We start from the raw sequence: 15,100 nt of genomic DNA, 5'->3' as shown, positions 1-15,100 counted from the left end.
CGCCGGACCGCTCACAGCTTCCCGCCTCTGCCACCGTCCCGGCGCGGGGGCGCGATGAGAGTGGAGAGGTAAGGCAGCGGGGAGCCGTCGAGCTCGGCGGCGGGCCGGACGGACTCGTCCGCCAGCCCCAGCGCCGACCCCCACACGGCGTCGTCCAGCCGCCCGGTCTCCCGCAACGCCGCCACGACCGCCCCGGCCTGCCGCCCGAACTTGTACGCCACGACCGTCCCCGCCCCGCTCAGCGCGTCCTTGAGCGCCTCGGCGCCCGCCGTCACCGGCACCAGCGTCAGCGGCTCGGTCCCCTCGGTGAGCACGGCCCCGGACCGGGCGGCGAGATCCTGCATGGCGGTGATCCCGGGCACGGTCTCCACCCCCACGTCCGGCACCAGCTCGGCGATGGTCTGCGCGAGGTAGGTGAAGGTGGAGTACACGTTCGGATCCCCGATGGTGGCGAAGGCGACCGTCCCGTGCCGGCGCAGCAACTCGGCCACGCCGGCCCCCGCCGCGTCCCAGGCGGCCTCCCGCCGCCCCCGGTCACTGCGCTCGTTCAGCGCGAAGACGACCCGTACGACCTTCTCCGCGCCGACGTAGTGCAGCACGGTGGCCTCGGCCCGCCCCCGCTCACCAGTGTCCATCACCGGCACCACGACGACGTCGGCCGCGCGCAGGGCGTTGACCCCCTTGACGGTCACCAGCTCCGGGTCACCGGGCCCCACCCCGACTCCGATCAACCTGCTGCTGCTCATGACGTCCGGCACCTCTCCACGAACCTCCGGGCCACACCGGGCTCGGACGCCCAGTGCGTGTGCAGATAACTCGCGTGCACACCCCGCTGTACAAAACCTTCGACCCGCGGCCGGGGCGCACGCACCCCCCACGCGGGAGCCGCCCCCGCCCCCGGCTCCACCACGGTCCGGTGGAACTCGTGCCCGCGCATCCGGGTCCCGGCGGCGGCCAGCACACTGTCACTCACGGCAACGGCATCGCGGTACCCCAGCGTCAGCCGTTCCGACATCCGCGCGGTCACGTCGAGCACCCCGCACATGGGCAGTCCGTCCAGCTCCCGGCCCAGATACAGCAGCCCCGCACACTCGGCGGCCACCGGACCACCGCGCTCAGCAAGCGCGGCGACGTCCTTCCGCAGCAACTCGTTGGCCGCCAGCTCACCCGCGTACACCTCGGGAAACCCACCCCCGATCACCAACCCGCACGTCCCGTCCGGCAGCCGCTCGTCCCGAAGCGGATCGAACACGACGACCTCGGCCCCGGCGGCGGCAAGCAACTCGGCGTGCTCGGCGTAGGAGAAGGTGAACGCAGCCCCACCGGCAACAGCGACGCGCACGCTCTCCACCCCACCCGGCCTCCGAGCAACTTCCAGCCCACCCGGCGCCTGCGGACGATGACCGGTCCGCACCTCTCCCAGCCTGTCCGGCGCCTGTGGACGATGGCCGGTCCGTACCTCTTCCAGCCTGTCCGGTTCCGGTCGACGATGGCCGGCCGGCACTCTTTCCAGCCCGTCCGGCGTTTGAGGACGAGGCCTTTCGGGCCGAAGCGGGGGTCCGGGGGCGGCAGCCCCCGAAGCAGGCGGTCGAAGGGGGCCCACCCCCTGGAGGGACGGGACGGGTAGGGGCGGCGGGGGCGAGGAAACCAAGGCCTCAGCCGCATCCCAAGCCGCACCCGGCAGCCCCCCGGCCCCCCGCGCAAGCCCCAACAGCCCCTCCAGGTCACACCCGTCGGCGACCTGCGCAGCCATCGCCGCCACGGCGGCCACCGCCTCCCCCCGCCGCTCCGCCACCGGCACCAGCCCGAGATGCCGGGACGGCGTCCCCACCTGCGCCACCCGCCGCAGCACCCCGAACACCGGCACCCCCGCCGAATCCAGCGCCTCCCGCAGCAACTCCTCGTGCCGGTCCGACCCCACCTTGTTCAGGATCACACCCCCGACCCGCACCTCCGGATCCCACGACGCGAACCCGTGCACCAGCGCCGCCACCGACCGCGACTGCGCCGACGCGTCCACGACCAGCACCACCGGCGCCCGCAGCAGCTTCGCGACATGAGCGGTGGACGCCAGCTCCCCTTCCCCCGCGGCCCCGTCGTACAGCCCCATCACACCCTCGACGACGGCCAGGTCACAGCCCCGCGCACCGTGCGCGAACAGCGGGCCGATCAGCTGAGGCCCGCACAGGTACGCGTCGAGGTTCCGCCCCACCCGCCCGGTGGCGAGCGCGTGGTACCCGGGGTCGATGTAGTCGGGCCCCACCTTGTGCGGAGACACGGCGAGGCCGCGGGCCGCGAACGCGGCCATCAGCCCGGTGGCGACGGTGGTCTTGCCGCTGCCGGACGACGGCGCGGCGACGACCAGCCGGGGCACGGACGAGGACATCACCACTCGATGCCCCTCTGCCCCTTCTGCCCCGCGTCCATCGGATGCTTGACCTTGGACATGTCGGTGACGAGATCGGCGAGGTCGACCAGCTTCTCCGGAGCGTTCCGCCCGGTGATCACGACATGCTGGGTCCCCGGCCGGTTCCGCAGCACGTCGACGACCTCGTCGGTGTCGACCCACCCCCAGTGCATCGGGTACGCGAACTCGTCCAGCACGTACAGCCGGTACGTCTCGGCCGCCAGGTCCCGCTTGACCTGCTCCCAGCCCTCCCGGGCCTTCTCCTCGTTGTCCATCTGCGCGTCGCGCTGCACCCAGGACCAGCCCTCGCCCATCTTGTGCCAGTCGACGGTCCCGCCCTCGCCGGAGGCGCCCAGCACCCGCAGCGCGTTCTCCTCGCCGACCTTCCACTTCGCCGACTTGACGAACTGGAACACCCCGACGGGCCACCCCTGGTTCCAGGCCCGCAGCGCGAGCCCGAACGCGGCGGTGGACTTGCCCTTCCCGATCCCGGTGTGCACGACCACCAGCGGCCGGTTGCGACGCTGACGGGTCGTCAGTCCGTCGTCGGGCACGACACTCGGCTGTCCCTGCGGCATTACGCGGCCCTCCTCGAACGGCCCTGAACGTCCTTCACCAGCCCGGCGATCGAGTCGGCCCGCAGTTCGTCGAGCGTCACCGCGGTACCGCCCAGCTCACCCGCCAGCTGCCCGGCGAGCCCCAGCCGCACCGGCCCGGACTCGCAGTCCACGACCACGGAGGCGACCCCGTCCGCCGCGAACAGCCGGGCCGCCCGCCCGGCGAGGGCGACCGGCTCGGGGCCACCGGTGGCGCGTCCGTCGGTCACCACGACCACCAGCGCCCGTCGCGCCGGATCCCGCAGCCGCTCCACCCGCAGCACGTCGTGCGCCCTGAGCAGCCCGGCGGCGAGCGGCGTACGACCGCCGGTCGGCAGCGACTCCAGCCGGGCCGCGGCCGCGTCCACCGACGAGGTCGGCGGCAGCGCCACCTCGGCGGCCGAGCCCCGGAAGGTCACCAGCCCCACCTTGTCCCGCCGCTGGTAGGCGTCGAGCAGCAGCGACAGCACGGCGCCCTTCACCGCGCTCATCCGCTGCCGGGCCGCCATCGACCCGGACGCGTCGACCACGAACAGCACCAGGTTCCCCTCGCGGCCCTCGCGGGTCGCCTGCCGCAGATCGTCCCGCCGGATCACGAGCCCCGGCCCGGACCGTCCGCGCGCCCGCTGGTGCGGAGCGGCCGCCTGCACGGTCGCGGCCAGGTGCAGCTTGGTCAGGGCACCCCGTGGCCGTCGCGCACCCGTCGTACGGCCGTGCTCGGTCCGCGCCCGGGAGCGCCGCCCGGCGGCACCCTCGCCGATCCCGGGCACGCTCAGCGCCTTGGTGCGAAAGGGCTCGGCGGCCCGCGCCGGGGCCTGCTCTCCCGAAGCGCCGCCGGAGGTCTGTGGTTCGCCGTCCTCTCCGGCCTCGGGCCGGGCAGCCGTGTCACCGCCCTGCGGGCCGCCGTCGTCGGGCGCCGGCTGTCCGCCACCGCCGCCGGGACCCTCCGGACCGGGATCGTCGTCGCCCTCCCCGGAGAACTCCTCCAGGGTCTGGTCCAGCTTGTCCTCGTCGAGTCCGGGGGCGTCGAAGGGATTGCGGCGCCGTCGGTGCGGCAGCGCGAGCAGCGCCGCCTGGCGCACGTCCTCCGCCAGCACCTCGGTCCGCCCGGCCCACGCGGCCAGCGCGGTCGCCGTCCGGGCCATCACGATGTCGGCGCGCATCCCGTCGACCTCGAAGGCCGCGCAGGTCGCCGCGATCTGCCGCAGCGCCCCGTCGCCCAGCCGTACGGACGGCAGCAACTCCCGTGCCGCCACGATCCGTTGCCGGACGGCCGCCTCCTCGCCGGCCCAGCGCGCCGCGAACCCCGCCGGGTCGTCGTCGTACGCGAGCCGCCGCCGGACGACCTCCACCCGCTGGTCGGGCTCGCGGGAGGCGGCCACCTCGACCGTGAGGCCGAACCGGTCGAGCAACTGGGGCCGCAGCTCGCCCTCTTCGGGGTTCATCGTGCCGACGAGCAGGAAGCGCGCCGCGTGCCGGACCGACACCCCCTCGCGCTCGACGTAGGACGCGCCCATGGCGGCCGCGTCAAGGAGCAGGTCGACCAGGTGGTCGTGGAGGAGGTTGACCTCGTCGACGTAGAGGATGCCCCGGTGCGCGTCGGCCAGCAGGCCCGGCTCGAAGGCCTTCACGCCCTCCGCCAGGGCGCGTTCTATGTCCAGCGCGCCGACCAGCCGGTCCTCGGAGGCGCCGACCGGCAGTTCGACCATGCGCGCCGGTCGGGACTCGAAGGCCCCGGGCGGGTGGTGCGGACCGTCCGGGCAGGCCGGGTCCGGGGCGGCCGGGTCGCAGGAGAAACGGCAGCCGGCGACGACGTCCACGGTCGGCAGCAGCGCCGAGAGGGCACGCACGGCGGTGCTCTTCGCGGTGCCCTTCTCGCCGCGCACCAGCACACCGCCGACCGCCGGCGAGACGGCGTTCAGCAGCAGCGCGAGCCGCAGGTCGTCCTGGCCGACCACGGCCGTGAACGGGAACGGGGTACTCACTGGTCGTCGCCCTCCGAGTTGCCTTCCAGGTCGCCTTCGAGTTCGAGGTAGGTGGCGCGCAGCCGCTCCAGGGTGTCCGCGTCCGGCTCGGCCCACAGGCCCCGGTCGGCGGCCTCCAGGAGCCGTTCGGTGATGCCGCGCAGCGCCCACGGGTTGGACTTCTTCATGAAGTCCCGGTTCTCCGCGTCGAAGACGTACTCCGCGCTGAGTTTCTCGTACATCCAGTCGTCGACCACGCCCGCCGTGGCGTCGTAGCCGAAGAGGTAGTCGACGGTCGCCGCCATCTCGAAGGCGCCCTTGTAGCCGTGCCGGCGCATCGCCGCCATCCAGCGGGGGTTGACCACCCGGGCCCGGAAGACGCGGTGCGTCTCCTCGCCGAGGGTCCGGGTCCGCACCTGGTCGGGCGTGGCCGAATCACCCACGTACGCCTCGGGGTTGGCGCCGGTCAGGTGCCGCACCATGGCGACCATGCCGCCGTGGTACTGGAAGTAGTCGTCGGCGTCCACGAGGTCGTGCTCGCGGGTGTCGACGTTCTTCGCGGCGACCGCGATCCGCCGGAACGCGGTCTCCATGTCCCCGCGCGCCGCCCGCCCGTCGAGCCCGCGCCCGTAGGCGTAACCGCCCCACACCGCGTACACCTCGGCGAGGTCGGCGTCGGAGCGCCAGTTGCGGGCGTCGATCAGGGGAAGGAGCCCGGCACCGTAGGCCCCCGGCTTGGAGCCGAAGATGCGGGCGGTGGCGCGCCGCCGGTCCCCGTGCTCGGCGGTGTCCTCGTCGGCGTGCGCCCGCACGTAGTTGGACTCGGCCGGCTCGTCCAGCTCGGCGACCCTGCGCACCGCGTCGTCGATCAGCCCGACCACGTGCGGGAAAGCGTCCCGGAAGAAGCCGGAGATGCGGACCGTGACGTCGATGCGCGGCCGGCCCAGCTCGGCGAGCGGGACCACCTCGAAGCCGGTGACCCGCCGGGACGCGTCGTCCCAGACCGGACGGCAGCCCAGCAGCGCCAGGATCTCGGCGATGTCGTCGCCCTGGGTGCGCATCGCGGAGGTGCCCCAGACCGTCAGGCCGACGGACTTCGGGTAGGCCCCGGTGTCGCTCAGATACCGCTGCACCAGCGAGTCGGCCAGTGACTGGCCGACCTCCCAACTCAGCCGGGAGGGAATGGCCTTGGGGTCGACCGAGTAGAAGTTCCGGCCGGTCGGGAGGACGTTGACCAGGCCGCGGGTGGGGGAGCCGGACGGACCGGCCGGGACGTAACCGCCGTCCAGGGCCTTCAGGATGTGCCCGATCTCGTCCGTGGTGCGCGCGAGCCGCGGCACGACCTCGGTGCACGCGAACTCCAGCACGGCGACGGCGTCCGCGAGTTCGGTGCCGAGGACCTCCCGCACCAGCGCGCGACTCTCGACGACCGCCCAGTCCCGCTGCTCCATGCCCTCCGCGACCCGGCGGCACAGCTGCTCCAGCAGGTCGATCGCGTCGGCCGCGGTGCGGGAGGGGCCGTCGACCAGGTCGGTCAGCTCCACCGGCACCTTCACCGGCGCGCCCGGCTCGGCGAGCAACTCCTTCTCGACCAGACCGAAATGCGCGGCGAAGGCGGCGCGCAGCCCAGGCAGCGCGTTCGCCTGCCCGCCCCACACCTGGGAGGCGCGCAGCACGGCCAGCACCAGGTTCACCCGGGGCTCACCGACCGGGCCCCCGCCGAGGATGTGCAGCCCGTCGCGGATCTGCACGTCCTTGATCTCGCACAGGTAGCCGTCGATGTGCATGACGAACGAGTCGAAGTCGTCGTCCTCCGGCTGCTCGGCCACGTGCAGGTCGTGGTGGAGCTCGGCCGCCTTGACCAGCGTCCAGATCTGCGCGCGGACGGCCGGCGCCTTCGTCGGGTCCAGGTCCGACACCAGCGCGTACTCGTCGAGCAGCTGCTCCAGCTTGGCCAGGTCGCCGTAGGTGTCGGCACGGGCCATCGGCGGCACCAGGTGGTCGACGACCGTGGCGTGCCCGCGCCGCTTGGCCTGGGTGCCCTCGCCGGGGTCGTTGACGATGAACGGGTAGACCAGCGGGAGGTCGCCGAGCACCGCGTCCGGCGCGCAGCCGGCGCTCAGCCCGAGGCCCTTGCCCGGCAGCCACTCCATCGTGCCGTGCTTGCCCATGTGCACGATCGCGTCCGCGCCGAACCCCCCCTCCGATGTCGCAGCGTCCAGCCACCGGTAGGCCGCCATGTAGTGGTGCGACGGCGGCATGTCCGGGTCGTGGTAGATCGCGATCGGGTTCTCGCCGAAGCCGCGCGGCGGCTGGATCATCACGACGACGTTCCCGAACTGCAGGGAGGCGAGCACGACGTCGTCCCCGTCCACGTACAGCGAGCCCGGCGGCTCGCCCCACGCCTCCGTCATCGCGTCCCGCAGCTCCGGGTCGAGCTTCTCGAACCACGCCCGGTAGTCCGCGAGCGGCACCCGCGCGGGCGCGGCGGCCAGCTGCTCCTCGGTGAGCCATTCGACGTCGTGGCCACCGGCGTCGATGAGCCGGTGGATCAGCTCGTCGCCGTCGTCCGGATGCCCCTCGACCCCGTATCCGGCGTCCCGCAGCGCATCCAGCACCCGGACCGCCGAGGCGGGGGTGTCGAGCCCCACCGCGTTGCCGACCCGGGAGTGCTTGGTCGGGTACGCCGTGAAGACCAGGGCGATCCTCTTCTCCGCGTTCGGCTTGTGCCGGAGCCGGGCGTGCCGCACGGCGATCCCGGCGACCCGTCCGGCCCGCTCGGGATCGGCGACGTACACCGGAACGTCGTCCGGACCCTGCTCCTTGAAGGAGAACGGGACCGTGATCAGCCGCCCGTCGAACTCCGGGATCGCGACCTGCATCGCCGCGTCCATGGGGGAGAGGGCCGCGTCGGACTCGTCCCAGGCGCTCTTCGACGAGGTCAGGCACAGACCCTGCAGCACCGGCACGTCGAGGTCGGCCAGCGCCCCGATGTCCCAGGCCTCCTCGTCGCCGCCGGCCGAGGCCTGCGAGGCGTGCGTGCCGCCGGCCGCCAGGACGGTCGCGACCAGCGCGTCCGCCTCGGCGAGGAGCGCGTACAGCCCCGCGTCCGCCCCGCGCAGCGAACCGCAGTACACCGGCAGGGCGTTGGCGCCGTGCGCCTCGATCGCGTCGCACAGGGTGTCCACGAAGCCGGTGTTGCCGCTCAGTTCGTGGGCCCGGTAGAAGAGCACCCCGACGGTCGGCCGGCCGCTCTGCCGGGTACGGGCGCCGTGGACGCCGTACTCGGGCATCTTCTGCGGCTCCACGAACCCCTCACCGGTCAGCAGCACCGTGTCGGAGAGGAACCGGGCCAGCTCGGTGAGGTTGCCGGGGCCGCCCTCGACGAGGTACCTGAGCGCCTCGGCGACCACGCCCGCGGGCACCGACGACTCCGCCATCAACTCCGCGTCCGGCACCGCCTCGCCGCCGAGCAGCACGGTCGGGATCCCGGCGGCCTTCAGCGCGGCCAGCCCGTCCTCCCAGGCCCGCTTGCCGCCGAGCAGCCGTACGACGGCGATGTCCGCGCCCGCGATCAGCGTCGGCAGCTCCTCCGCGACGTCGACGCGCGTCGGATTGCCGATCCGGTAGTCGGCACCGGAGGCGGCCCGGGCCGCCAGCAGATCGGTGTCGGCGGTCGACAACAACAACACAGTGCTCATGCGGGCGCTCCCGGTGGAATGAAAGGCAGTCCTTGCGGCGCGCCCGACTCGATGAGCCGCCAGAGCGCGTCCGTGTCCGCGTGCTGTTCGATCAGGTCGCCGAGCCGGTCGAGCTGCTCCTCGCGCAGCGCGGCGAACGAGGTGTCGGGGGCCGGCACGAACCGGCGGCCCGCGGCGGTGGCCACCTCGCGCAGGAAGGCCCGGCGGAAACCGTCCGACTCCAGGGAGCCGTGCCAGTGCGTGCCCCAGGTCTGCCCGACCCGGCAGCCGTCCAGGAAGGGCTCGCCCCCGGTCACCTCGCCGACCCCGTGATGGATCTCGTACCCCTCGACCCGCTCGCCGAAGGCCTCCCCGACGGGCCGGGTGAGCGTCTTCTCCCGGGCGAACCGGACCCGCACGGGCAGCACCCCGAGCCCGTCGACGGCCCCCTTGCGGCTCTCGACCTCGTCCTCGATGTGCTCCCCGAGGATCTGGAAGCCACCGCAGATCCCGAGCACGGGCCGCCCCTCGGCAGCGCGCCTTCGGAGCGCCTCCGCGAGCCCCCGCTCGTGCAGCCACTCCAGCGCCCGGACCGTCCCGCGGGTGCCGGGGACGATGACGAGGTCGGCGTCGGCCAGCTCCTCCGGCCGGTCCACGAACCGCACCACGACGCCCGGTTCGGCGGCCAGCGCGTCCACGTCCGTGAAGTTGGACATCAGAGGGATGGCGCAGACGGCGACCCGCAGCACGTCGTCGCCCACGGGCGGGGCGGTGTTCGACTCGCGCACGGTCCCGCGCAGAGAGACCCTCCCCCACGCTCGGCTTCGCTCGCGCGGGGGGACCCCCATCCCGTCCTCCTCGTCGATGCCGAGCCCGTGCCGGAAGGGCAGGACACCGTACGTCCGCCGCCCGGTGAGCCCGTACAGCATGTCGAGGCCCGGCTCCAGCAGGGAGACGTCCCCGCGGAACTTGTTGACGAGGAACCCGGCGACGAGGGCCTGGTCCTCCGGCGAGAGCAGCGCGACGGTCCCGAAGAAGGAGGCGAAGACGCCCCCGCGGTCGATGTCGCCGACCACGAGCACGGGCAGCCCGGCGTTCCGCGCTATCCCCATGTTCACGATGTCGGTCCGGCGCAGGTTGATCTCCGCCGGACTGCCGGCCCCCTCACAGATCACCGCGTCATACGTGCCCCGCAACTCGGCGAGACAGTCGAGGACGGTCCCGAGCAGCCTCTGCTGCCGCCCGCCGTGATACCCGCGCGCGCTCAGCTCGCCGACGGGCTTGCCGAGCAGCACCACCTGACTGCTCTGCTCACCACCGGGCTTGAGCAGCACCGGGTTCATCTGCGCGGTCGGTTCCACCCGGCAGGCCTGCGCCTGCATGGCCTGCGCCCGCCCGATCTCGGCACCCTCGCGCGTGACAAAGGAGTTGAGGGACATGTTCTGCGCCTTGAACGGCGCCACCTTCACGCCCTGCCGCACCAGCCACCGGCAGATACCGGCGGTGACGACACTTTTCCCGGCGTCGGAGGTGGTACCGGCGACGAGGAGGCCTCCGTTGTTCATGAGCGGCCTCCGGCCGGTGACTTCGGTGCCGGGCGCCGTGAAAGCGTCCCCCGCAGCAGCGCCCCCGCCGCACCCACGCCCAACGCCAGCCACCCCACCCGCCGCGACAACCGCACCGCCCGCTCGATGTCCGCGACCTCCACGGCCCGCCCCTCCCCGTTCAGCACCGGCCGGTGCTCGACCCGCCCTCCGTACGACAGCGTCCCCCCGAGCCGCACCCCCAACGCCCCCGCGAACGACGCCTCCACGGGCCCCGCGTTGGGACTCGGATGCTTCGCCGCGTCGGCCCGCCAGGCTCGCACGGCCCCCCGCCGGTCGTCCCCGGCCGCCGCGGCCAGTACGGCGGTGAGCCGCGCCCCCGGCCACCCGGCCACGTCGTCCAGGCGCGCCGAAGCCCACCCGTACCGCCGGTACCGGGCCGACTTGTGCCCCACCATGGCGTCCAGGGTGTTGACGGCCCGGAACCCCAGCAGCCCGGGGACGCCCCCCACGGCTCCCCACACCAGCGCGCCCACGACCGCGTCGCTGGTGTTCTCGGCGACGGACTCCACGACCGCACGGGCGATCCCGTCGGCGTCCAGGGCCTGCGGATCCCGTCCGCACAGATGCGGCAGCCGGGCACGGGCCGCCTCGACGTCACCCGTCTGCAGGGCCCGCCCGATGGTCCGGGCCTCACGGGAGAGCGAAGTGCCTCCGACGACGGCCCAGGTGGCGGCCGCGGTGAGCGTCACGGACGCGACGGCGGACGGCCGTACGACCCGCTGCGCCGCGGCACCCAGCGCCACGGCGCCCCCGGCACAGACGGCGGTGTGCAGCGCGCCCCACCCGCGGTGGTCCCGCCACAGCACCCGCTCCACGGCCCCGGCCGCCCGTCCGAAGACGGCTACCGGATGCCCGCGGCGCGGATCGCCGAGCAGCAGATCACCGAGAAGGCCGGCGGCGGCGCCGTACGCGAAGACGCGGTCGGCACCCATCGGCTCAGCCGGCCGCGGGGTCGGCGACGGGGTCGGGAACGGGCCGGGTACTCGACCTCGATCGGCAGCCGCGCATGGCGTTATGTCCTCACTCAGGGTGTCCGCGCCCTGGTTCGACGAGACCGGCGGTGGGAGTTCCTGGCTTCCGGGGACAGGTACCCCGGTGACAGTGGCGGGACCGCGCCGGATTCACACCGGCTTCCTCCCTTGCCGCCGTACATGGCTCCGGAAGTCCACCACGCCCCCGGAAGACCCGTCAACTTGCCTTTGACCTGCGAGGGGAGTGTGTGGGAAGGCCCACACCGGGTGTCCGGCGGGGCCTGTGGGGTATGCGGAAGGCTCCTCTCCGTGCGGACGGAGAGGAGCCTTCCCGGTGCCGGCGAGGACTTCCCGGCTCAGGCCTTCGCCACGATCAGGTGGATGCCGTACGCCACGGCGGCCGCGCAGGCGGCGAAGCAGAGCCAGGCGGCCGTCACGGCCAGGGCCGCGGAGTCGCCCTGGGCGGTGGCGCGTTCACGGGCGGAGAGGCCCTTGACGCCGAGGGTGAAGAGGGCCACCAGGCCCACCGTGGCCACGAGGCTGACGCCGAAGACGGAGCCGATGGCTGCCCAGTCGATGTTCATGTCGGTTCTTCCTCGGGGTCAGACGGTGGCGGCCGGGTCGGTCGCGGTGGCGGCCGGGGCGGAGGCAGGGGCGGGGATGGTGGCGGTCAGGTCGTCCGTCACCGGGACCGGGCCCGCGGGCGGCGGGGTCACGGCGGCGATCGCCGTGGTCACCACGCCGGCCGGCTCCTCGGCGGCGACGACGTTGCTGCTGTCCACGACCTCGCGGCGGGAGAGCTTCCAGATCGCGGCGCTGGAGGCCACGAGGAAGACGGCGACGACCGCCGTGCCCCAGTCGCCGAGGTCCGTCACGGACTCGGCGAGCGCGCCGACCACCGCGGCGGCCGGGAGGGTGAGCACCCAGGCGACCATCATGCGGGTCGCGGTGGACCAGCGGACCGTGCCGCCCTTGCGGCCGAGACCCGCGCCCATCACGGAGCCCGAGACGACGTGCGTGGTGGAGAGCGAGAAACCGAGGTGGGAGGAGGCCAGGATGGCGGTGGCCGCGCTGGTCTGGGCGGCGAAACCCTGCTGCGGCCGGAGCTCGGTCAGGCCCGTGCCCATGGTGCGGATGATCCGCCAGCCGCCGATGTAGGTGCCGAGCGCGATGGCGAGACCGGCCGAGAGGATGACCCAGGTGGGAGGGTTCGAGCCGGGGGCGATGGCACCGCCCGCGATCAGCGCGAGGGTGATGATGCCCATCGTCTTCTGCGCGTCGTTGGTGCCGTGCGCGAGCGAGACCAGGCCGGCGGAGGCGATCTGGCCGGCGCGGTAGCCCTTGCGGGTGGCCTCGTCCTCGGCGTCCTTCGAGAGCGTGTAGGAGAGGCGGGTGGAGAGCGCCGCCGCGAGACCGGCGACCACGGGGGCGGCCACCGCCGGGAGCAGGACCTTGGTGACGAGCACGTCGCCGTGGACCGCGCCGAAACCGGCGGAGGCGACGGTGGCGCCGATCAGACCGCCCATGAGGGCGTGCGAGGAACTGGACGGCAGGCCCACCAGCCAGGTCACCAGGTTCCAGAGGATGGCGCCGACGAGGGCGGCGAAGATGACCTCGGGACGAATGCCGTTCTCGTCGACGAGACCCTTGGAGATCGTGTTGGCGACCTCCACCGAGAGGAAGGCGCCCACCAGGTTGAGCGCGGCGGACATGGCCACCGCGATCTTGGGCTTGAGCGCACCGGTCGAGATGGTCGTGGCCATCGCGTTGGCGGTGTCGTGGAAACCGTTCGTGAAATCAAACGCGAGTGCGGTTACCACCACAATCGCGAGGATCAGCGAGAAGTTTTCCATTTACCCAGGCAATCTTTCGAAGTCATTGGCTGTTGGACCGTAGGCAACCTGGATGAACGGAAGATGAACTGAGGCGGTCCTGGCGGTGTATGAGATCGACTTCGGGGTGATCGAGGCCGGGGTGGGGCGAGGCCGCCGTCCCGGTTCCGGTCCGGCGGCCGCGTCGCCCGTTGGTCACAGGCCCAGGGTGAACGCCTTCAGGCGGCCCGCCGACCCGTTGAAGAGATTCTGGTCACCCGGCAGGCTGCCGCTGTTGTCGTACTGCCAGAAGGTCCACGACTTCCATCCGGCCGGCAGCGTCCCGGCGTCCGCCGAGCCGTGGCGGGCGATCCACAGCGCGTGGTCGGCGGCGAAGGCGCTGCTGCCGCCGGTGCAGAGGTTCCACCAGTTCGTGGTCGTGTAGATCACCGGCCGCCGGCCGGTCTCCCGCTTCAGCTCGTCACTGAAGGACCTGATCCACTGGACCATCCGGGAGTTGCTCAGCCCGTAGCACCTGTGCTTCTTGTCGTACGGGTTGTACTCGACGTCGAGCGCGGGCGGCAGCGTCCAGCCGTCCGCCGTCCAGGTGCCGCCGTGGCTCACGAAGTACGCGGCCTGCCGGGCGCCCGACGACTTGTCCGGCAGGGCGAAGTGGTAGGCGCCCCGCCTTAGTCCGGCCTCGCGCGAGCCGTTGTACTGCTGGTCGAAGTACGGGTTGCGATAGGTGGTGGACTCGGTGGCCTTGATGTAGACGAACCTGGCACCCTTCGCCCTGGCGCCCGGCCAGTCGACGTTCCTCTGGTGCGAGGAGACGTCGTGCCCCTTCGGCAGGCTCGCCGCGGACGCCGGTGTCCCGGTGAACGCGGTCGCGGCGGTCGCGAGGACGAGCGCCGCCGCGGACGCCGCGATGACGCGGACGCGGTGGCGGGACGGCGGAATACGGTCACGGGCCATGTTTCCCCCCGGAATGGCGACGTGTACGAAAAATCGTCCAGAGATTATTGGAAGATCGGCGTATCCTCGGCGATCTTCGGCCAAGCCAGGAAATGGAACTCTTTGAGACGGTTTGCGCTCTACTGGATCCGGGACGCGCGGCCTAAAGTGCCCTGCCACGCGGGCCGGTTGGGGCATCGCCTGACAGGATCGGGCCATGGCTGAGCAGCGGCGGGACCAGCGTGACGGACGGGATGGACGGGCCGGCGCACAAGGTGTGTCCGAGCCGCGAAGGCGCGATGTACGCGCGGAGGAGGCGGACGCCTGGCTCGAACTCGTCGCCACCGCCCGCCGCACGGTCTCCGACGGACTGGTCGTCGGCACCTCCGGCAACGTCTCCGTCCGCGTCGGCGACACCGTGCTGGTCACACCGTCCGGCGTGCCCTACGACCGGCTCGGTCCGGACGACGTGACGGGCGTGGACCTCGCCGGCCGCCAGGTCCTCGGCAGCCTGGTCCCGACCAGTGAACTGCCGATGCATCTCGCGGTCTACGGCAGCACCGACGCCGGGGCCGTCGTCCACACCCACGCCGTCCACGCGACGGCCGTCTCCACGCTCGTCCCCGAACTGCCGGCGATCCACTACATGTCCGCCGCCCTCGGCGGCGCGGTCCGAGTTGCCCCGTATGCGACGTACGGCACCGACGAGTTGGCCGAGAACATGCTCCGCGCGCTGACCGGCCGCTCCGGATGCCTCCTCCAGAACCACGGCACGATCACCTACGGCACCACCCTCACCCTGGCCTACGACCGCACCGCCCAACTGGAGTGGATGTGCCGCCTGTGGCTGACGGCGTCCGCGGTACCCGGCCTGACCCCCAGCCTGCTCTCCCCGGAACAGGTCGCGGAGGTGGGCGAACGGCTCCGCGGCTACGGGCAGCGACCGGGCTGAGCCGGCCCCGTCCCACACCCGCGACCTCACCCGCCCCGCACCTCGCGAACCCGTCCGTCCCGCACCTCGCGAACCCGTCCGTCCTGCACCTCGCGAACCCGTCCGTCCTGCACCTCGCGAACCCGTCCGTCCTGCACCTCGCGAACCCGTCCGTCCTG

11 protein-coding genes and 1 riboswitch are annotated in these 15,100 nt (G+C 73.0%); of the genes, 1 reads left to right on the top strand and 10 read right to left on the bottom strand.

Translation table 11 applies throughout. The features are described 5' to 3' along the window. Nucleotides 1–11: 11 nt before the first annotated feature. The 10 genes from cobI to ACIQVL_RS00360 form a co-directional block, all read right to left on the bottom strand. Nucleotides 12–758, bottom strand: coding sequence for a precorrin-2 C(20)-methyltransferase (gene cobI / locus ACIQVL_RS00405; protein WP_403473874.1), 747 nt, complete (start codon nt 756–758; stop codon nt 12–14). After that, the gene (locus tag ACIQVL_RS00400; RefSeq protein WP_403473873.1) at nt 743–2,386 is read right to left on the bottom strand and encodes a cobyrinate a,c-diamide synthase; all 1,644 of its coding nucleotides are present in this window, start codon (nt 2,384–2,386) and stop codon (nt 743–745) included. The genes cobI and ACIQVL_RS00400 overlap by 16 nt, the downstream gene beginning before the upstream one ends. After that, nucleotides 2,386–2,985, bottom strand: coding sequence for a cob(I)yrinic acid a,c-diamide adenosyltransferase (cobO, locus tag ACIQVL_RS00395; RefSeq protein WP_403435356.1), 600 nt, complete (start codon nt 2,983–2,985; stop codon nt 2,386–2,388). Before cobO ends, ACIQVL_RS00400 begins: the two co-directional genes overlap by 1 nt. Further along, nucleotides 2,985–4,988, bottom strand: a complete 2,004-nt coding sequence (locus ACIQVL_RS00390) for a putative cobaltochelatase (protein WP_403435358.1) — start codon at nt 4,986–4,988, stop codon at nt 2,985–2,987. The genes cobO and ACIQVL_RS00390 overlap by 1 nt, the downstream gene beginning before the upstream one ends. Continuing rightward, nucleotides 4,985–8,668 (bottom strand): cobaltochelatase subunit CobN, encoded by a 3,684-nt coding sequence (cobN, locus tag ACIQVL_RS00385; RefSeq protein ID WP_403473872.1) that lies wholly within the window; start codon nt 8,666–8,668, stop codon nt 4,985–4,987. The genes ACIQVL_RS00390 and cobN overlap by 4 nt, the downstream gene beginning before the upstream one ends. After that, entirely contained in the window at nt 8,665–10,212 is a 1,548-nt protein-coding gene (locus ACIQVL_RS00380) for a cobyric acid synthase (protein ID WP_403473871.1), read from the bottom strand. The genes cobN and ACIQVL_RS00380 overlap by 4 nt, the downstream gene beginning before the upstream one ends. Further along, complete coding sequence (locus ACIQVL_RS00375; RefSeq protein WP_403435364.1) at nt 10,209–11,186, bottom strand: cobalamin biosynthesis protein; 978 nt, start codon at nt 11,184–11,186, stop codon at nt 10,209–10,211. The genes ACIQVL_RS00380 and ACIQVL_RS00375 overlap by 4 nt, the downstream gene beginning before the upstream one ends. 112 nt (nt 11,187–11,298) lie before the next feature. Beyond that, nucleotides 11,299–11,439: riboswitch (cobalamin riboswitch) on the bottom strand. A gap of 142 nt (nt 11,440–11,581) precedes the next feature. Then, nucleotides 11,582–11,809: a hypothetical protein gene (locus ACIQVL_RS00370; RefSeq protein ID WP_403435366.1), complete on the bottom strand. Its 228-nt coding sequence runs from the start codon at nt 11,807–11,809 to the stop codon at nt 11,582–11,584. An 18-nt stretch (nt 11,810–11,827) separates the two neighbouring features. Continuing rightward, on the bottom strand, nt 11,828–13,078 hold the full coding sequence (locus ACIQVL_RS00365; protein WP_403435368.1) for an anion permease: 1,251 nt from the start codon (nt 13,076–13,078) through the stop codon (nt 11,828–11,830). Between the two features lie 174 nt (nt 13,079–13,252). After that, complete coding sequence (locus ACIQVL_RS00360; RefSeq protein ID WP_403435370.1) at nt 13,253–14,011, bottom strand: lysozyme; 759 nt, start codon at nt 14,009–14,011, stop codon at nt 13,253–13,255. 196 nt (nt 14,012–14,207) lie between these two features. Here ACIQVL_RS00360 and ACIQVL_RS00355 point away from each other — a divergent pair, with 196 nt between their 5' ends. Beyond that, a complete protein-coding gene (locus ACIQVL_RS00355; protein WP_403473870.1) occupies nt 14,208–14,942 on the top strand; it encodes a class II aldolase/adducin family protein in 735 nt (244 codons plus the stop codon). Nucleotides 14,943–15,100: the final 158 nt, after the last annotated feature.

It is taken from the genome of Streptomyces sp. NPDC090499 (genome assembly GCF_044769305.1).
Lineage (GTDB): Bacteria > Actinomycetota > Actinomycetes > Streptomycetales > Streptomycetaceae > Streptomyces.
The sequence above is the reverse complement of the archived record's forward strand: the minus strand, read 5'-3'. Positions and strand labels throughout refer to the sequence as shown.

What these genes read in the sequence shown, in the direction of transcription:
- ACIQVL_RS00400 (WP_403473873.1), bottom strand. Translation starts at nt 2,386, where the DNA reads ATGTCCTCGTCCGTGCCCCGGCTGGTCGTCGCCGCGCCGTCGTCCGGC.
- cobO (WP_403435356.1), bottom strand. Translation starts at nt 2,985, where the DNA reads ATGCCGCAGGGACAGCCGAGTGTCGTGCCCGACGACGGACTGACGACC.
- cobN (WP_403473872.1), bottom strand. Translation starts at nt 8,668, where the DNA reads ATGAGCACTGTGTTGTTGTTGTCGACCGCCGACACCGATCTGCTGGCG.
- ACIQVL_RS00380 (WP_403473871.1), bottom strand. Translation starts at nt 10,212, where the DNA reads ATGAACAACGGAGGCCTCCTCGTCGCCGGTACCACCTCCGACGCCGGG.
- ACIQVL_RS00375 (WP_403435364.1), bottom strand. Translation starts at nt 11,186, where the DNA reads ATGGGTGCCGACCGCGTCTTCGCGTACGGCGCCGCCGCCGGCCTTCTC.
- ACIQVL_RS00370 (WP_403435366.1), bottom strand. Translation starts at nt 11,809, where the DNA reads ATGAACATCGACTGGGCAGCCATCGGCTCCGTCTTCGGCGTCAGCCTC.
- ACIQVL_RS00365 (WP_403435368.1), bottom strand. Translation starts at nt 13,078, where the DNA reads ATGGAAAACTTCTCGCTGATCCTCGCGATTGTGGTGGTAACCGCACTC.
- ACIQVL_RS00360 (WP_403435370.1), bottom strand. Translation starts at nt 14,011, where the DNA reads ATGGCCCGTGACCGTATTCCGCCGTCCCGCCACCGCGTCCGCGTCATC.
- ACIQVL_RS00355 (WP_403473870.1), top strand. Translation starts at nt 14,208, where the DNA reads ATGGCTGAGCAGCGGCGGGACCAGCGTGACGGACGGGATGGACGGGCC.